This window comes from Spirosoma endbachense, from assembly GCF_010233585.1.
GTDB classification, from domain to species: domain Bacteria; phylum Bacteroidota; class Bacteroidia; order Cytophagales; family Spirosomataceae; genus Spirosoma; species Spirosoma endbachense.
The window spans coordinates 3,545,979-3,565,333 of sequence record NZ_CP045997.1 but is presented as its reverse complement, the minus strand read 5'-3'; the positions used below and the strand labels follow the sequence as shown (position 1 = coordinate 3,565,333).

General features: G+C 49.6%; 11 protein-coding genes. 5 read left to right on the top strand and 6 right to left on the bottom strand.

What is annotated here, in order from left to right; genetic code table 11:
* Positions 1–8: 8 nt before the first annotated feature.
* The 4 genes from GJR95_RS14150 to GJR95_RS14135 form a co-directional block, all read right to left on the bottom strand.
* Entirely contained in the window at positions 9–2,384 is a 2,376-nt protein-coding gene (locus tag GJR95_RS14150; protein WP_162386480.1) for a hypothetical protein, read from the bottom strand.
* A gap of 254 nt (positions 2,385–2,638) precedes the next feature.
* Positions 2,639–3,799, bottom strand: coding sequence for a caspase family protein (locus GJR95_RS14145; protein WP_162386479.1), 1,161 nt, complete (start codon positions 3,797–3,799; stop codon positions 2,639–2,641).
* 64 nt (positions 3,800–3,863) lie between these two features.
* A complete protein-coding gene (locus GJR95_RS14140; RefSeq protein WP_162386478.1) occupies positions 3,864–4,655 on the bottom strand; it encodes a hypothetical protein in 792 nt (263 codons plus the stop codon).
* Between the two features lie 13 nt (positions 4,656–4,668).
* Positions 4,669–5,811 (bottom strand): outer membrane protein assembly factor BamB family protein, encoded by a 1,143-nt coding sequence (locus tag GJR95_RS14135; RefSeq protein WP_162386477.1) that lies wholly within the window; start codon positions 5,809–5,811, stop codon positions 4,669–4,671.
* A 501-nt stretch (positions 5,812–6,312) separates the two neighbouring features.
* Between GJR95_RS14135 and GJR95_RS14130 the strand changes: the two genes are divergently transcribed.
* Both GJR95_RS14130 and tamL read left to right on the top strand, forming a co-directional pair.
* The gene (locus GJR95_RS14130) at positions 6,313–11,394 is read left to right on the top strand and encodes a translocation/assembly module TamB domain-containing protein (protein WP_162391707.1); all 5,082 of its coding nucleotides are present in this window, start codon (positions 6,313–6,315) and stop codon (positions 11,392–11,394) included.
* A 6-nt stretch (positions 11,395–11,400) separates the two neighbouring features.
* Positions 11,401–13,878 carry a translocation and assembly module lipoprotein TamL gene (tamL, locus tag GJR95_RS14125; RefSeq protein ID WP_317167059.1) on the top strand — a complete coding sequence of 826 codons (2,478 nt, stop codon included), beginning with the start codon at positions 11,401–11,403 and terminating at the stop codon, positions 13,876–13,878.
* Positions 13,879–13,977: 99 nt separating this feature from the next.
* Here the strand turns inward: tamL and GJR95_RS14120 are convergent, their stop codons facing one another.
* Positions 13,978–14,691 carry an arylesterase gene (locus GJR95_RS14120; RefSeq protein ID WP_162386476.1) on the bottom strand — a complete coding sequence of 238 codons (714 nt, stop codon included), beginning with the start codon at positions 14,689–14,691 and terminating at the stop codon, positions 13,978–13,980.
* A 218-nt stretch (positions 14,692–14,909) separates the two neighbouring features.
* Between GJR95_RS14120 and GJR95_RS14115 the strand changes: the two genes are divergently transcribed.
* The 3 genes from GJR95_RS14115 to GJR95_RS14105 all read left to right on the top strand — a co-directional run bounded on the left by GJR95_RS14115 (position 14,910) and on the right by GJR95_RS14105 (position 19,124).
* Positions 14,910–15,599 carry an ABC transporter ATP-binding protein gene (locus GJR95_RS14115; protein WP_162386475.1) on the top strand — a complete coding sequence of 230 codons (690 nt, stop codon included), beginning with the start codon at positions 14,910–14,912 and terminating at the stop codon, positions 15,597–15,599.
* A 112-nt stretch (positions 15,600–15,711) separates the two neighbouring features.
* Positions 15,712–18,213, top strand: coding sequence for an ABC transporter permease (locus GJR95_RS14110; RefSeq protein ID WP_162391705.1), 2,502 nt, complete (start codon positions 15,712–15,714; stop codon positions 18,211–18,213).
* A 224-nt stretch (positions 18,214–18,437) separates the two neighbouring features.
* On the top strand, positions 18,438–19,124 hold the full coding sequence (locus tag GJR95_RS14105; RefSeq protein WP_162386474.1) for a class I SAM-dependent methyltransferase: 687 nt from the start codon (positions 18,438–18,440) through the stop codon (positions 19,122–19,124).
* Positions 19,125–19,196: 72 nt separating this feature from the next.
* Here the strand turns inward: GJR95_RS14105 and GJR95_RS14100 are convergent, their stop codons facing one another.
* Positions 19,197–19,334 (bottom strand): hypothetical protein, encoded by a 138-nt coding sequence (locus GJR95_RS14100; RefSeq protein ID WP_162386473.1) that lies wholly within the window; start codon positions 19,332–19,334, stop codon positions 19,197–19,199.
* Between the last annotated feature and the right edge of the window lie 21 nt (positions 19,335–19,355).

The window sequence follows — 19,355 nt, the reverse complement described above, 5'->3', positions numbered from 1 at the left end:
GCGCGGTTTTAGGGTGTGAACTCCCACCAGTCAGCATTCCGAAGGCCGAAGTAGGCTTTTGTACCGACCCCAACACCGATACCAACGGTTCCTGTCGGGTTGTTAAGTGTAGCAACTTGTGTGGGAATAGCCTTGGTAGTTAGATCGAAAACCCACGTTTTGTGACTACAATCGACGATATAGGCTTTTGTGCCAACCACAAATGCCGTGTATTGCATCCGTCCGCCGGTGTCGCCGGTTGGGCCTGTGCTGGAGCAATCGTTAAAGGTGGTAGGGAGCAGAGCCACCTGTTTCAACTCACTCGTTTGGGCATTATAAGACCAGATTTGTCGGCTGTTGAAATAGGTGCTGTAGGGTAGATTGGCACCTACGGCATTATAGGCGCTGGCGATCAAACCGCCCCCAAAATAGACTATGTTGCCATCCTGAAAATAAAAGGCTGCCGAGCGTGCTGCTGAATAGATCACGTTGTTGGCAAGCCCTTTGTCATTCAGAGGGAAGCTGACATCCCAGGAGCCATTGCTTCCGGCGGATGGATCAAGTCCATACAGTGAATTATAAATATTGGTCAGATTAACATCGTTGTTGTAGGGGCCTCTGCCAAATAGGGCATACACTTTGTTGTTATACGTAAACGGAATGGCGCCAGCCTGTAGATTATATACACCCTGTCCGCCGACCTTTGTGGCTGGGGGAGTGCTTAATCCGCGCCAGTTATCCGTAGCCGGGTCATACTCCCAGGCATCGGATGTATAGGTTACCTGGCTGGTATTGAGTCCTATACCAAAAAGAACGTACGCTTTGTTGTTCAGTACCGTCACGGTGGGCTCTATGCGGGCTGTTCCCGGCAGGTCTTTCTTTTTAGTCCACATGTTGGTTTCTGGGTCGTACTCATACAACTGCTTGAAATAACTGTAATTTACCCCGCTACCAATAGCCTGCCCGCCTACATAAACTTTACCGTTTATTGTAAACAGTGTGTTGTAGACGCCAGCCAGTTGAGTAGGTAAATTGGCTAGTTGTCGCCAGTTGCCACGTGGTCCATACTTAGTCTGAAAAGCTGCAAATTCCTTCGAAAAGACAGTCTTACCCGTCGCATCTTTCGCAAAAGCTACGGCATAGTAAGGCGAATTTTCGGTTAGGTCTTTTATCTCAAAATCAATTTTGCCGTTAGCTGGAGCAGCTGTAACAAATCGCCGTAAGGGTGCGGCAGTCCCGGCCATCAATGCACTTATTTGATTCGGATCAGGCGTTAATACCATGCCGTATTCAGTAACCGCAGCGGCCGGGTCTACTGTAAAACTGACCGTGGCGGATATATTGCCTAATAGTAGCGGTTTGGTATTGAGTAATGCCACGGTACTGACAGTTGGTGTCGCTGCTCCCGTCTTGAGCTGCTTGACATCGCCGTAGGTCGTAGTTCCAGCTCCATTGGTGGCATACGAACGGTAGTAATACGTCGTGTTGGGTTGCAGATTACTGATGATCAGGGAAACCGATGCACCCGTAACTCCCGACGCAACGGCTTTGCTGTCGGCGATAGTTGGTGTTTGGCTGGTAGGCGAATACACGACTCCATACTCTTTTAACGTAATCTGACTGGCATTACTCACCTGAGCCTGCAGTACAGCCGAACTCGAAGACGGTGTACCAACTGGGTCCTGGGTTTGAACTACCGGAGCTGGCTCGCCCGTTTTAATCTGCTTGGTATCACCATAGCTCACATCGCCCGTACTGGTGATGGCATAGGCCCGATAATAATAGGTGGTATTTGGCTGTAGATTAGTAAGCGATACGGGTGTGGTTGCACCCGTGGTGCCCGTAGCGAGTACTTTGGTGTCGGCTGTAGTGGGCTGTTGATTCGTTGTCGAATAAACGATACCATATTCTTTAAGGGTAACCGTGCCGGTATTCGTAACCTGCACCTGTACCTGAAAGGACGTTGCTCCCGGAGTTCCTACCAGATCAAGGGTTTTAACTTCGGCAATGACCGTCGCTGTCTTGAAGGATAACGTTTCCCCATAGCCAATCAGCCCCTTATTATTGATGGCATACGTACGGTAATAATACGTCGTGTTGGGTTGCAGCCCGTTCAGAACGACCGGTGCACTGCCACTGGTTCCGGTTGCAACTACTTTGGTATCGCTGGTTGTGGGTTGTTGATTGGATGTGGAATAGACAACGCCAAACTCCTGAAGAGTATTGGCACCTAAGGCTTCGATGACGCAATCGACCTGCACAGAAGTAGTAGCCGGACCAGCAGGAGGAGTTCCGGTCTTAACTTGCGGAATTAAATCATACGGATCGAGTTTCCACTTAGAGCAATTGATCAGCAACACGCCGACTGCCAATAGAAGTAAGAGCTTTCGTAAAAGAGTAGGCATGGATGAATGATCGTATTAACTTCTTGTATATCAATTAATTGGAAACAAATATAGCTAACTGCCTGAACTATGACAATACCACTTTCACGGTATTTTTAGGGTAGAAATACGGGACTTGTTTCCCTTAAATTCCCGGAGTGTATTTTAGGCTTATATAGGTTCCCTTTTTGTTGCCTCAGCGGAGAAAATCGCTGAGTAGTAGAGATACTGGCATAGCCTAACGTAACCAAGGTTACTTTACGAAAAGTCTAGGCTTATTTCCGTTGGAAATAAAAATCACCAGTCAGGGAGGTCGACTCCCAGGGCAACTGCTTATTGTTCGATTGCTTAAGTACTTCAGACCTGACTTGCTGGAAAAGCTGAATGATGGTTTGATTCGGGGCTTGTAACGCTTTTAGTAAAGCGGCTGTGTAGAGTCCGTTACGTCCATTCCCATCGGCGGCTGTACGGCCCGGCGAGGTAGCATAGGCAATCACGGAACCCATGGGGGCATTCATACTGGCCAGGCCCGTATTATCCTTGTCAGTACCACGGCTCCAGCTACGATCCAGAGGATTGTTTCGGCAGGCATCCAGTACAACGATATTGGTGCGCGTGCGGGCATCTTCCATTTTAGTCAGAATGCGATTCGCATCAATGCATTCATACTCAATCTCGTTTTTGCTTTCGGGTTGGGCATCAATCGGAACCAGGTAGTTGTTTCCATTATTCTGTACTCCATGACCCGCATAATAGAACAAGCCAACCTGGTAATCGCGGAGCTTTTCGCCGAAATTGTTAATGGCCTGCCTCATTCCTTTATTATCGAGATTGGTAAAATGAAGCACTTCGAATCCTAATTTCTTCAAAGCCACTTCCATATCATTGGCGTCATTAACGGGGTTAGTCAATTTGTTGGCTCCCAGGTAACTCGCATTGCCGATAACAAGGGCTAGCCGTTTTTCGAGGACGAGCACGGGCGGCTTTTTGTAGGTAACGTTCAGATTAGAAGCCACTTCTGCTCCGTCTGTCATGTAGGCGACCAGGCGCAATTTATTCTCACCTTCAATGAGTTGAACTGTCTGATTGAAGGCCTGCGGACAATCTTTGTCGCGTTCAACTTTAAGATCGCGCGCCTGTGTCTGCACTTTATCGTTCATCAGCAGGCTATAGCGAACAACGGGTTTGGCCGAAGTGACGCAGGCTTTTGCAAGAAAAGTCGGTGATGAAACGGTCTGGTCGGCTTCCATGTCGCTCTTCCAGTCGATACGCGATGCAACAGTTGGAGTCGGAGCATTTGGGAACAGAGGCAGTGTATTCAACCGCGTAGTCGGGCTCTGGAACGTAGCGACAGGCTTCGGCCCCGATGGGGTAGACTGTGCCAATAACGAACCGGCTATCAACAAACCACAGATAGAAAATAAAAACGATTTCATGGGAATTGATAAGCGACTTAAAGGTTTTGGAAACTGGTTCAGCGTTGAATGCCAGCCAGGAGCGTTAAAACGTACGACTCAAACCGACACTCGTTATGCGATTGCCCGACTGAATCAGGAGTGATGTACGAGCTGGTTTGGGTTTTGCCACGAATGTATAAATCACATTGGCGATGGCGACAGCCGCGGCCGCTCCTGCAACTATGGTAAAGGTGCTTTTATTCTTATTGACCTTTTCTTTGAGGTCATTGAAGCGCTGAAGATCGGCTGCATCATCTGCAAATGGCTTGCTGTTGTATTCATCTACATCCTTATTAATGCCAAGTGCCAGTACCGTTGCATAGCCCGTTAATCCCGCTGTGGCAATCCAGCCGATGAGGGGTAGGGGCGATGATTTACGAACCACGCTACCGGGTTCGGCAACCCGGTCGGAAGTTGGGCGGGGAGCTTCCGTGACTGGCGTTGTTGTTTTGACAGTGGGTGGGGCCGCTGCCACGGTGGCAGGACTGGCTACGGTTACCATCCGGGCTACCCGCAGGAGCACTTTTACGTCTTCATTGATGCGGACATTATCGCGCACAACGTCCCAGGCGATTAATTTAGTCTTGCCCGGTTTGAGTGCTTTGCCAACATCGCCATTCACGCTAACTGGGCGAATAATAAGTCCTGATGCTGTTTCAAGTTCTATGTAGATCGAGTCGTCAGGCAGTACCTGAGGCAGCTCATATTCAATGATAACCTTACGTACAGTGGCATCGGTGCGCAGGCGGATATTACTGGCCGACGTCTGAGCCTGAACTAGCTGGCTGGTCAGAAGCATCAGGAGCGTAAAGAGAAGTTGGTATAAAGGCTTCATGAGGTTGAGGCAATTAATTGACGATTCCACTGATGGTAGGATAGTCACCGGCAACGGCACCACTGTTCAGAACCAGCGGAGTAGCATAGATTTGATCACCCGTGGCAAACTCCCATTTTTTTGTCCCATTGGTCGCATCCAGACAGTACATCTTGCCGTCGTTACTGCCAATGTAAACAAAACCATTGGCCACCACCGGGCTCGCATATATTTCGTTATTTGTGGCAAATTCCCACCGCTTGGTGCCATTGGTCGCGTCGAAAGCGTACACTTTGTTATCGCCACTACCCACATAGACCAGCCCGTTGTTGTAGGCAGGACTACCTCCTACAAAGCTGCCTGTTTTGGCCGTTGTCCATAAAATCGCACCCGTTGCTGTGGCTACGGCGTAGAGTTTAAAATCGTCGGTGCCAACGTAAATAGTGCTGCCAACGACTAGCGGGCAGGAGTTAACTTTATCACCCAGTATGGCTGCCCATTTTTGTTTGCCCGTTGTGGCATCAATGGCATAGAGTTTTTTATCACTGCTGCCGATGTACACCGTTCCACTCACTACGGTTGGGCTGGATAAAATATAACCGCCCGTCGGGAATGACCATAAGGTGGTACCGTCTGACTTGAGCGCATAGACTTTAGCATCGCTTGAGCCAACGTAAATGATTCCACCGCTAACTGCCGGGCTGGGAATGATTTTATCACCAGCTGTAAAACGCCATTTTTCGTTGCCCGTTGCCGCATCGATCGCAAAAAGTCGTTTATCGTCGTTCCCGATATACAAAACACCATTATCAATGACGGGACTACTTTCAAACTTATCGGCAGCCGCTTGTCTGGACCATTTACGGGCACCTGTTGCGGCATCGATCGCATACAGATAGGCATCGAACCCGCCTACATAAACAGTTCCATTGAGAAAAGCAGCGCTGGTGTTTACCGTACCACCATTGGTAATAAATTCCCATTGTTTCGCTCCCGTAAGGGCGTTGAGCGCATACACTTTCTTGTCTTTACTACCAAAAATGACAAGTGAGCTGGGCGGTGTTCCAGTACCAGGCCCAGGGTCGGTAGGCTTGATGGTTTTATCCGCAAGATTCCATTTCGAACAGCCTGCCAGCAACAGACCGACCAAAATTGGCGTATATAGAGTGTGACGCATAATCAGTTTGTGTTTCAATCAAAAACCAACGTCATCAATCAACAGGTGCGACTGAGTTCTGATTAGTAAATGACTCAGCTTTTGCGGCTTACAGAACATGCCGGAGAAAACAAATCAACATCTATTTTTGGTTAATTAGCCATTGATTTGAGCATTCGGTCGGTTCTCTTGAGTATTCGGTAAGTTTGGGCTTAGCGTTCCCGTGTTTATCGTATGACGCTAGATTAGTCGCAGCTTGCGATCGATAGGGAAACGTAGAGGTGGTCAGAAAAAAGTGGACCACTTAATCGGTATAATTATTGAGAGGTCTTAAAAGGGGTTACTGACCGGGCCAATTTCTGTGCTGAAGAGATAATATCTCTTCGGATCATTCAGTAGCTTTGGGGCCGTCTGGTAACATATTCCCTTCATACTCGTTATAAAGGCATACTTTGTTGCCGTAAACAACAAGAAGACTGGCTTCGTGTCTGCCGGAAAACCCAATATCCACGACGAATGTCTGTGTCAAAAACGCTTGTCCGTGTTCTGATTGGTTTGCTTGCCCTCATCTTACTGTTGGCAGGTTTTGTTATGCTCGTGGCTACCACGCCCTGGGGCCAGCAGTTCGTAACAAACCAGGTCAATTCATACCTGGCCCAACGATTACAGTCCCCTTTTCGAATTGGACGGATCACTTACACCATTCCTGACTGGATTGAACTCGAAGATGTTTATTTCAAGACACCCAAGGGGGATACACTCCTGAATGGTGGCCGGATGCGCGTAGACCTCGATATGTGGGGGTTGCTCAACAACCGGGTATCCATCAATCAGATTGAGCTGGAACGAACACAGGTGAATATCAGCCGTACGCTACCCGATACGGCATTTAATTTTCAGTATATTCTCAATGCGTTTGATACGGGTTCGTCGGAGCCTGAGCCAGCGGATACGGTATCGACACCAATGGCAATCAACCTGAAAGGAATTATGCTTCGGGACGTTCGCATCAAATACCGGGATGATGTGGTCGGAGCCGATGTAAATACGTTTGTCGATAGCCTGAAAGCCACCTTCGATGAGACCGATGTGTCAAAGTCGCGGTATCATTTGGCGAGCGTAACGGTTGATGGCTTAAATGCCAATACGCGATTATATCAGGGTTTGCCAACACCGCCCAGCCCGCCCGGCAAGCCGGGCGATACGCTCGATATTGGGCTGGGTAAATGGCAGATCAATCGGGCTAAATGGGATGTTCGGGTTGAAACATCGGATTTCCGGACGCAGGGTAGCGTTGGGAAATTGGCAATGGAATCGAATTACTTTTATCTGGAAGGTGAAAAAATCGGCATCAAATCGCTTGACCTGGCGAATGCCGACATTGCGGCCATTCTAACAAAACCCGCCAGCAAATCGGCTTCCCGAACTACACCCACGGCCACCGCCAGTGCCTCTTCCGGCGCTCCGGGCTGGCAGGCTAGAGTAACGAATGTACGGTTTGCCAATAACCGGATTCGTTTCGACGACGAGACCGCACCCCGGCAGAAACGAGGGCTCGATTACGGGCATCTCGATCTGCAAAATCTGGGTATCGATGGAAAGTTTCTGAGCTATGCCGATCTGGGCAAACGCGGTCAGCGGATCAGTGGTCAACTCCGGAATGGCCGTTTTCGGGCCACGAGCGGATTTGTGCTCCAGAGCCTGAACGGCGACGTTTTATATACGGATACGACGACAACCCTGACCCGTCTGTTCATTCAGACACCAAACTCTGTCATTCGCGATCAGGTCGTGTTGCGTTATGATTCGCTGGGTCAGTTAAGTAATCCGCGTTTTGCGAAACGGGTAGGTGTTCGGGTGAATCTTCGCCAGAGCCGTCTGTCGGTAGACGATGTGTTGCAATTAGCCCCTTTCCTGGCCGATACGCCACCCTTTGCGGGTAATCGTGGGGGCGTGTTCCGGGCCGATGCACAGGCCGTTGGTACACTGGCGGTCCTAAATCTGCCCAAACTTCAGTTCGATATGCTGTCGGGTACACGAATCGTAGCCAGCGGGCGGCTAACGAACGTGACCGATCCTGAACATCTGGGTGTTAATGTGGCCGTTAAGGAAGCGACGACTCAGTTGGCCGATATTACTAAACTGGCACCCAAAGGTTCGATTCCATCGTCGATTGCATTGCCTCCTGCCATTAAGTTAACCGGGCTCGTTAAAGGCCAATTGAACGACCTGATTCTGGATGCCAAAATCAATACCGACTGGGGTACTGCTGCGTTTGATGGACGGCTGGCCGGTTTTGTGACAGGTAAAAACCAGACCTACAAAGGAACCCTCAATCTCAATGATTTTAATGCGGGCAAGTGGCTGAAACAGGAGGGAACGGTCGGCAAAGTAACCGGGCGGGCAACCGTCGATGGTAAAGGGATCGACGTAAATACACTGGCAACCCGTTTCGATCTGGCCGTTCAATCGGCTGATTTGAACGGCTATCGGTATCAGAATTTTGATGCCAGGGGTAACCTGGTCAATGGTAATCTCGACATTACAGGGACTCTTAAAGACCCCAACGCAAACCTGAGCCTGGACACGAAAGTGGGCCTGAAAGGCGATTTCCCGAGTGTTATCGGCGAAACAGTTATCAATGAGCTGAACTTACAACAGCTAAAACTCTACAAAGACCCACTTTCCCTGAAAGGGCGCATCGTGATGGATATGGTATCTACCAATCCCGCTAAACCCGTAGGTACGATTTCGGCAAACGATGCGGTGATTACCTTACAGGGAAAGAGTTACCCGATTGACTCGCTCTATGCCCGATTAACGGCCGATGGGACCGAGAAAGGGGTTGTTGCCCGATTGCCGGGCGCGCAAATGAGGCTAAACGGCCAATTTGAGTATGCTCAGCTGTACGATATTGTCGTGGGTGAAATCAGCAAGTACATTGCTTTGCCCGCTCTGACCTATAAAACCATTCCGCCCCCTCATGCTTTCACGATGAACCTGAAGGCCTACCAGAATCCACTCCTGCAGGCGTTCGTTCCGGCTTTGACCCGACTGGATACAGTTCGTCTGGATGCCTATCTTGACAACCAGAACCGTGACACGACACTTTCGGCCACGATTCGAACGGGTGTACTCGTCTATGATACAACGACCGTACAGGGAAGCCGTTTCGCGCTGCGGGGGGTAGGTAATCAGCTACTGGTAAACGGGCGCATCGATGGTATTCTGTATGATGGGCTGAACATTCGGCAAACGGATCTGGCGGGAACAGCGTCCAATAATCAGTTCCGTTTTTCGGTTGTCAATAAAGATTCAATCAATCAGGATCTGCACGGACTGGCGGGAACACTCAGCATTGTTGATTCCAGTTATCGCTTCCGGTTTGCGCCGAACGGGCTGCTCACCAACTACCAGCGCTGGCAAACCGACACCAGTGGATTTGCTCAATACGGGAACGATGGTGTCCTGATCAATAACGTACGTATTGAAACCGGTCAGCAATCGCTTGAAATAAACAGCACGGAGCAATATGCAAATGCGCCGATTCGGGTTACGGCACGGGCTATTGAAATCGCTAACCTGGCTCGGTTAGCCAATCAGGATACAACCCTGGCGAGTGGTCAGCTAAATGGCACGGTGATCGTCCGGGACTATATGGGTCAGGATAGCAATCTGTCATTCCTGGGTTCCGTTTATGTCGATAGCCTACAGGTGATGCAAAAACCTATTGGTAACCTTACCGCCCGGTTTAGTAATAACTCTGATGGCCGAATCAGCGTAAACACAACCCTGACCGGCCCCTACAACGACGCTACCGTTACGGGCTTTTATAATCCGGCAAACGCCAAGGAAGCGCTCGATCTGGCCATTAATCTGAAACGGCTGGATGCTCGCACCATTGAAGCATTTAGTTTCGGTGAATTGCGGCAGGCTCGGGGAAAACTCACGGGTTCGTTCAGCGTAGCCGGAGCTACGGATAACCCGGAACTAAGCGGTAGCGTCGCGTTTGATTCGGTGGCGTTCAATATCAAACAACTCAATGCTACGTATCGCATCGATCAGGAAAAGTTAGCGTTCTCGGGCCAAACGATCACATTGACGGATTTCAACGTGCGCGATACACTTGGCCGAACCCTAACGACCGATGGAACCGTCGTTCTGAAAAACCTGCCGAATGCTGCTTACAATCTGCGGGTTCGAGCCAACAATTTTCAGGTTCTGAACGCGGCCCGGAAAGATAATGATTACGCCTATGGTCAGGCTGCGGTCAGCGCCGATCTGCGCATTAAGGGAACGGGCTCCAGTCCATCCATAAACGGTACTGTTCGTCTGGAAGATGGCAGTAAAATTTCAATGGTTTTACCCGACGAATCGATGGATGTGAGCGAATCGAGCAAGATCGTTACCTTCATCAATCACAACGATTCATTAGCAATTGCCAAATACCTCTACAAGCCCAAGCGCGATACGGTAGCAACACCCCGTTTAGAGTTTGATCAGCTTAGCAACGCTACGATTTCTCTTGACCTCGAAGCCGACGAAAAATCGGAGCTTACCATCGTGGTCGATGAACTGAATGGCGATTATCTGCGGGCAAGGGGAAATGCCCGGCTAAATGTGGGCATCAACGCGGCCGGACAACTGACTGTGCTGGGCCGCTACGACGTGACCGAGGGCGAATACTCGATGACTTACGAAGTGCTTAAACGCCAGTTCAAGATTCAGAAAGGGGGCTATATTCAGTTTACCGGCGATCCGTTAAAAGCCGATATTAACATTACCGCGATCTATCAGGTATCTACCTCCCCTGCCGATTTGATTGGCAATGAATCGACTACGGTCCCTACGACAGCAACTAATCGTAAGCTACCATTCAACGTTGCCCTAACCATGAGTAATAATCTGGCGGCACCGAAACTGGATTTTGATATTCGGCTACCAGAGGTTGAAGACGCCAATAGTGCAGCCGCATCGAGCGCCTTTGGGACAACGATCGAAAATAAATTGAAAACGTTGCGCCAGGATCAATCGATGATGAACAAACAGGTCTTTGCCTTGTTGATTTTAAATCGATTCCTGCCCGAAAATACCGCCGATTTCTTCTCCGGTTCGAACAACGGCGGGCTGGATACGCAGGCGGAGGGCATTGCCCGGAACAGTGTTAGCAAGCTTATCTCGGATCAGTTGGGCCGACTGGCTTCGGGCATTCTGAAAGGGTTTGACGTTGACTTTAACCTGCTCTCGCAAACAGGAAGCGCCAACACCGGCGGAACAACCAATGGCGCACGAACTGATCTTAATGTCGGCCTGTCGCGGAGTTTTCTGGAAGGGCGGCTTACGGTTGCGGTTGGTCGGAATTTTGTGCTTGAAAATGCGGCAAATAGTGCTACCCGTAACCCGAATGAAGTATTCGACAATGTGTCGCTGAACTATAACCTTACCCGCGATGGCCGATATGTATTGCGTGGCTATCGGCGAAACGACTATCAGGCCGTGCTGGATGGCTACATCATTGAAACGGGTGTTGGGTTTGTCATTACCGTCGATTACAATACCCTGGCCGACATCCTGCGCCGGTCGCCTGGCCCGTCGCTGAATTAATTTATTATGGTGTATTTGTTCAAAATTATAATTGGGTTTATTGGGAATCGTATCCTTGCTGCAACAGGCACCGCCCGGCGGCTCAACGGGTTTCCGACCCGTAGTGCCAATAGGAAAAGGCTGGCGTGGCATCGGGTACAGAGAGGGCATTCATCGCTTTTTTCGGTTGGTATCCTGATCGCCATGACGTGCCTGCTCAATGCCTGTAATATTGGAAAGCATTTGCCAGCCAAAGAACGCCTTTATGCAGGAACGGATATCAACATAAAGGCAGATTCGACCATTTCTAAAGATAATCAAAAGGCAATTCAGGAGCAGCTGGCCGGATTGGCTCGCCCAAAACCAAACAAGCAACTATTCGGATTCCCGTATAAAGTTGGTCTCTATTATCTGTTTGGAGAGCCTAAAAAACCGAAAGGGTTCCGGTCCTGGTTTCGGCGGAAATTTGGCGAAGAACCCGTTTTGGCCAGCGCCAAAGCGATTACATCCAACATACCCATCTGGAAAGCTACCTTACAAAATGACGGATACTTTGGCTCGGAGGTAACCGGTGAATTAAAGGAAAGTGGCTACAAGGCGCGGGGTGTTTATGAGGTCGATGTGAAGCCGCGTTATTCTATTGATTCGGTTGCCTTTCTGGTCGATTCGACGCCGGTTCGAAAAGCGCTGTGGGCATCGGCTCGCCGGACAGTTATTAAAAAAGGCAGCCCGTATAGCTTCGATAACATTAAACTGGAGCGGGAGCGTATTAGCCAGGCGCTTAAACAACGGGGGTTTTATTATTTCCTGCCCGACTACGTGGCTGTTATCGCCGACAACGACTCAAGTATTCACCGCACCAAGCTCTATTTTGCCATCAAGCCCGAGATACCTGCCGCAGCGGGGGTTCCGTATTCCATCCGAAACGTATTTATTTACCCGAACTATAATCTGTCTACGGCCCGTCAGGATACGAACAAACTTCAGGCTTATCAGTCTGAAGAACAATTTCATATCGTTGACTCCACCCGACGCTTTGATCCACGGCTTTTCCGGGATATTATGGCCGTTCAGCCGGGAAGACGTTATAATAGCCGGGCTCAGGATTTAACGCTTTCACGCTTTATCAATGTTGGTGCGTTTAAATTTGTTCGTAACCGTTTCGACCCGGCTCAACAGGGCGATTCGGCCGTTCTGGATGTTCATTACTACCTGACGCCCTACCCGACAAAATCGGTACGGCTGGAAATTGACGGCACCTCACGCTCCAATAATTTTAACGGAACGCAGGCTATACTTAGCTGGCGAAATCGGAACTATTTTAAGCGGGCTGAACTACTGACCCTTAATGCGAATGCGGGTATCGAATTTCAGGTAGGGGGCGGAGCGCAGAGCATAACGAATTATCGCTTTGGGGCTGATGCGCTCTTAAGCTTTCCGCGTTTGGTGAGTCCAGTAAGGTTTCGCTATGACCAACGACAGGCGTTACCCAAAACAAACGTTACGTTGGGCTATCAGCTCATCAGGCGGGGTGGGCTCTATGACCTGAATTCGTTTCAAACAACGTTTGGGTATGTATGGCGGCAAAACCAACAGATTGAACATGTTTTCCAGCCATTTAATATTACCTATGTCCGTCCGTCGAACATCAGCACTGCCTTTATTGATTCAGCAGCAAACAACCCGTTTGTGTTTCGGCAGTATTACGCCATACAAAATTCAAAGCAGCTTATTCTGAGTACGTTATATACGTTCAATTATAATTCTTCACCGCGTTCAGCGTCGCCAACAACCTTCCGATTATCGGCTAATATAGAGCCCGCTGGAAATCTGGCTAATGTGTTGTTTGATAAGCGGGACGACAATGGTGATCAAATTATCTTTGGTGTTCCATTTGCTCAGTTTGTGCGTGTCGATGTCGATGCCCGTTTGTACCGGAAATTATCGAAGAATGTGACCTGGGCGAATCGCATTTTTGCTGGTTTAGGTGCTACCTATGGCAATTCCAAGGGAATGCAGCTACCGCTGACCAAGCAGTATTTTGTGGGTGGTCCGAATAGTATTCGGGCTTTCAGATCACGGGCTATTGGCCCTGGCCTGTTTACGCGCGATACGCTTCGGGAACTACAGTTATTTCAGGATGGTGGTGGAGACATCAAGCTGGAAGCCAATACCGAAATTCGGGCCAAGTTTACTAAGTTTCTTGAAGGTGCCATTTTTGTGGATGCTGGCAACGTCTGGACATTCTCGAATAACGATATTTTAGGGGCCGAAGCGCAGGCCAAATTCAGCCCGGAATTCTACCGGCAAATCGCCATTGGTACCGGTATCGGTCTGCGTCTTGATCTATCATATTTTCTGATTCGCTTCGATCTGGCCACACCGCTCCGAAAACCGTATAAAACCGATGGAAGTGAATGGGTCATTAATCAGATCAATTTCCGGGATTCGGAATGGCGGAAGCAGAATATTGTCTTTAACATAGCCGTGGGCTATCCGTTCTAAAGGCTTGTGCCTACAAAGGCAGGACTTTTATTCAGCACCCTGGTACGATACCGAACAAAAGTCCTGAGAAGACACAAAACTGTCATTCTGGGAGAAACCTTACTGCAATACCGGCTGCAATACCTTCCATACCGTTTCGGCCACGATTTTATGACCGGCTGGGGTAGGGTGGATGCCATCGGGTTGATTAAGTTTCGGTATACCGCCAACTCCTTCGAGCAGGAACGGGATCAGAACCAGTTTGTTCTTATCCGCCAGTTCTTTAAATAAACCTCTGAATTCCCGCGTATAATCGGTGCCCAGATTGGGTGGAATCTGCATACCGGCCAGCACGATGGTTGCCTGTGGGCTTTTCAGCCGAACGGTGTCGATAATGGCTTGCAGATTTTGCCGGGTCGATTTGAGCGGAATGCCTCTAAGTCCGTCATTGCCACCCAGTTCAAGTACAAATATGGCAACGGGCTGTCGCATAACCCAACTGATGCGACTTTTGCCACCCGCTGTTGTTTCGCCACTGAGCCCGGCATTGACAACCTGGTAGTTCAGCCCGGCGGAGTCTATTTTCTGGCCTACCAATGCCGGGAATGCCTGCGATGGCTCAACACCGTAGCCTGCGGTCAGGCTATTGCCATAGAACAATACGATTGGTTTTTTAGCGGTTGTCGCTGATTTGGTTTCAGCGGATTTCGAGGCACTGGTGGTCGATGCTGATTCAGTTTTTGAGTCAGACGATCCGCATCCCCACGCCGTTAAGAGCAGCATCAGGCCGCTTATCACAGAATACGACGTTTGGCGAATGTGTAAGAACTTCATTGGTTTTATGGTGGTTACGATTTAAACACGGAGCAAATAGAAGATTACAGGCTATAATCCCAAATTTTCTATAGGAGTTTGTTTCAGTGAACGCGGTACCACGGTAAAGCCGGTCCATCCATAAACCGTGATACCACATTCCGCGTAACGAACTCCTGATTTATGTGCTCTGTGTAAATCTCCGTTATCTCTGTGTTTAGAACAACCTTTTTGGTTCCATGAGTATTCTACACGTCGAAAATCTTACAAAAACCTATCAAAGTGGTGGCCGGGAACTAACGGTTCTGCATGGCGTCAACTTTACGCTCGAACCGGGCGATACGTTTTCCATTGTTGGCCCATCGGGTAGTGGCAAAACCACCTTACTTGGGCTTTGTGCGGGATTAGACCGTGCTTCGTCGGGGAGTGTCTATCTGAACGATATTCGGTTGGATACGCTCTCGGAAGACCAGCGGGCGGCTATCAGGAACCAGTACGTCGGATTTATCTTCCAGAATTTTCAGCTTCTGCCTACCCTTACGGCCCTTGAAAACGTAATGGTGCCGCTGGAGCTGAGGGGCGAAAAAGGAGCACAGAAAACCGCCCAGGCCCTTCTGGAACGAGTTGGTTTGGGCCAGCGCGGGCATCACTATCCCACTCAACTCTCAGGTGGTGAGCAACAACGGGTTTCGCTCGCCCGTGCCTTTGCGAATCGGCCTAAACTGCTGTTTGCCGATGAACCCACCGGTAACCTCGACGCCGACACCAGCGCGACGGTTGTCGATCTACTCTTTAAGCTGAATCGTGAAGCAGGCACAACACTGGTTCTAGTCACACACGATTTGGAGTTAGCTGCCCGCACCCAGCGGGTTATTCGCATAAAAGGAGGCACCGTTGTCTCTGATTCGCTCCAATTAGTAAATGAGTGATCAGGTGAATTGCTGACCTCTATTTTATTCTCTCAGTTACTCCTCAATAATGGACTCACCACGATTTTATTCGACGCTGTATCCGAAGCCCGGTTTCTCGTGGCTTTTTCGAATGGCCTGGCGCGATAGTCGCCGGAGTCGGCAGCGGTTGCTCCTGTTTATGTCGGCCATTGTGCTGGGTATTGCGGCTTTGGTTGCTATCAACTCCTTTGGCGATAATCTGGCCCGTAGTATCGACGATCAGGCTCGTGAACTGCTCGGCGCTGACCTGACACTCTCCTGGACGCGTCCGCCTTCGGCCAAAACCCTGCAATTGGTTAAAACGATGGGTCGCGACCGGGCCTATGAAGTTTCGTTTGCGTCACTGGTATCGATTCCTAAAACGGGCGGTGTTCGACTGGCCCAGATAAAAGGTCTGCAAGGTAATTTTCCGTACTACGGAACCTGGGAAGTAGCACCTGCTTCAGCTATTCAGACATTCCGACAGGCGCAAAGCCGTATTGCTCTGGTAGATGATGGCTTACTGGTTCAACTTGGTGCCCAGCCAGGCGATTCGGTGAAGGTTGGTAAACTATCGTTTCTGATTGCGGGCCGGGTTACCAAAACACCGGGACAGGCGGCCATTGCCGCTACGGTTGCGCCGACGGTATTTATTCCAAGTCAGTTTCTGGCCAGTACGGGGTTGCTGGAGCGCGGTAGCCGGGTAGCCTACAAATACTACTACCAGTTTGCGCCCGGCACCGATGTGTCGGCATACATCAAGAAATATGCAACAAAACTGGATAAGGAAGGCGTCAACATCGACACCGTTGCTGATCGTAAACGTCAGACAGGTCGTTCGTTTGCCGATCTGACCAAATACATGAGTCTGGTTGCGTTTGTGGCGTTGTTGCTTGGTTGCGTAGGGGTTGCCAGTGCAGTGCAATTGTATGTTAAGGAAAAGATTACATCGGTAGCAATCCTGCGAACACTTGGGGCCAGCGGACGACAGGCCTTGCTGATTTATTTGTTCCAGACCGCCCTGATGGGGTTGATTGGGGCAACAGTTGGGGCTCTGGTTGGCTCGGCAGTACAGCTGGTATTGCCGCAGGTGTTCGGCCGGTTTTTGCCGGTTGCTGTCGATACCACGTTATCGGCTCCGGCCATACTGGGTGGCATCGGTACAGGATTACTTATTTCCGTGTTGTTTGCTCTTCTGCCCTTGCTGGCGATTCGGAATGTGTCGCCCCTGCGAACCCTCCGAACGTCTTATGAAGATGATTTGAGTGGTCGTGATCCGTGGCGATGGCTGGTATACCTGCTTGTTATCGGATTCATCGTTGGATTCGCCTATTTACAGACGAAAAACCTGATGCTGGCTATTGGTTTTACCGGTGGACTAACCGTGGCGTTTGGCATCCTGACCGTGCTTGGTTTGGGATTGATCTGGCTCGTTCGGAAGTTTTTTCCAACCTCGTGGAGTTACGTCTGGCGGCAGAGTCTGGCCAATTTATACCGACCCAATAACCAGACGTTAATTCTGGTGACGGCCATTGGTCTGGGTGCCTTCCTGATCGCAACACTCTACCTGACGCAGGGGTTACTACTCGGCCGGGTCGAACTATCGGGTAGCGGCAATCAACCGAATATGGTTCTGTTCGATATTCAGAAGGAGCAGGTCGCGGGCGTGCGTGCGCTGGTTAACCAGCAGAAATTGCCGGTTTTGCAGGATGTGCCTGTCGTGACCATGCGCCTAACGGACGTTAATGGAAAAACGCCTGAATCCGCTAAAAAAGATACTACCCTAAAAACACCCAACTGGGCATTCACCCGCGAATATCGGGTTACGTATCGTGATTCATTGATTTCATCGGAGAAACAGGTTTCCGGTAAAGTACCTTATCAGGCCAATGGCAACATCTATGTCTCCATCGAGAAAGATTTTCTGGATCGGTTGCACGTGAAGCTCGGCGATACGCTCAATTTCAATGTGCAGGGTATGCTGATACCGGCCATTGTTGGCGGAACGCGGGAGGTAGAATGGAATCGGGTACAGACTAATTTTCTGGTTGTATTTCCTTCGGGCGTGCTCGAACAGGCTCCTCAGTTTCACGTCCTGATGACACGTGTACCCGACAGTCGGACCTCGGCTATACTACAACGCGGCCTGGTCAGTCAGTTTCCGAATGTTTCCGCTATTGATCTTGGGTTAATCTTAAAAACGGTAGACGAAATTCTGGATCAGATTTCATTCGTCATTCAGTTTATGGCCCTCTTTAGTATCCTGACTGGTTTGCTGGTACTGGGTAGTTCGGTGGTTATCAGCAAATACCAGCGATTGCGCGAAAGTGTCCTGCTTCGAACGCTCGGGGCCAGCCGCAATCAGATTCTGCGCATTACCGCGCTTGAATATGGTCTGCTTGGTCTGCTGGCCGCGCTGTCGGGCATTCTTTTGTCGATACTCGGTACCTGGGCGTTGGCCCAATTTGTGTTCGAGGTGCCGTATCGACCCAATGCGGTACCGTTGATCATTGTCGCTTCTATCGTAACGATTCTGACCGTATTGATCGGTCTTTTCAACAGTCGCGAGGTATTGGTACGCCCACCGTTAGATGTTTTGCGCTCGGAAGTGTGAGAATAAGTTAGTTAACAAAGTCAGTTTCAACTCGGCTGTTGGCAGAAGAAAGTAGCTTCTGCCAACAGCCGAGTTGCTTTAACGGAATTTGTCCGTGATTTTCCGCTGTTGAGTACGGGTAATTACGCATTTTACAAAAGCCGTGAATTCGCGCTAAAACAAAGCGGAACTGATTCGGAACTTTGTGACATCAAACGCATTCCGAAACGGCATCCTCTTTTATCATGGAAAAAGCATTTTGGTTCAACTCCTGGGAATTGGAAGGACATTATACCAGCTTTCATCGTAAAGACATTCACCCTTACGCCATTAAATACCTGCCTCCTTTCGCTCTGGAAGGACAAACCGTATTTGTACCACTCTGTGGTAAATCGCTGGATCTACTGTATTTCAGCCGGTTTGCAACGCGGGTCATTGGGGTAGAAATTGTTGAGAAAGCAATCCACCAGTTTTTTGAGGACAATCAGTTGGCCTACCGCCAGATCGGAAGCCGTTTCGTGTCGGGTAATATCACCATTCTCTGCCGTGATTTTTTCTCGCTGAAACGCGAAGATATTGGACCATTCGATGTTGTCTATGACCGGGCCGCGCTGGTCGCGTTACCACGCCCGTTGCGGATGCGTTACCTGCAAACGCTCGAATGGCTGGCACCAGTTGGCACGCTGAGTTTCCTCAATACGCTCGAATATGCACCTACGCTGGCAACACCACCGTTCAGTATTTCGCCGGATGAGGTAGCCAGTTATTTCCCGAACTACGCCATTGATCATGTGGAATGTCAGGAGGTTCCTACTCACGGAATGGTGCGCAAATACAACCTGTCGTATTTGAAAGAACACGGTTTCATGATGCGTAAACTATATGATTCGCCCGTGTTGATCGATATTGAAGATCTGATGGAAACAGCGTAGGCTATTTCGATCAATAAACGAATCACCCGCTGTAGTTCAGTTTCGGAGACTATAGCGGGTGATTCGTTTATTTTAACGATACTCATCAGGATTACTGACCATTTGTTGAAGTACTTTAACGTCATTAAACAAGGGCTGATGACCCCTCTTAAGGAGCGTCTTGATTGGATAGATGAATAATTCCAGGGCTTTGGCTTCGAGCCGTGCCACGGTTCTTGATGACGATTAATA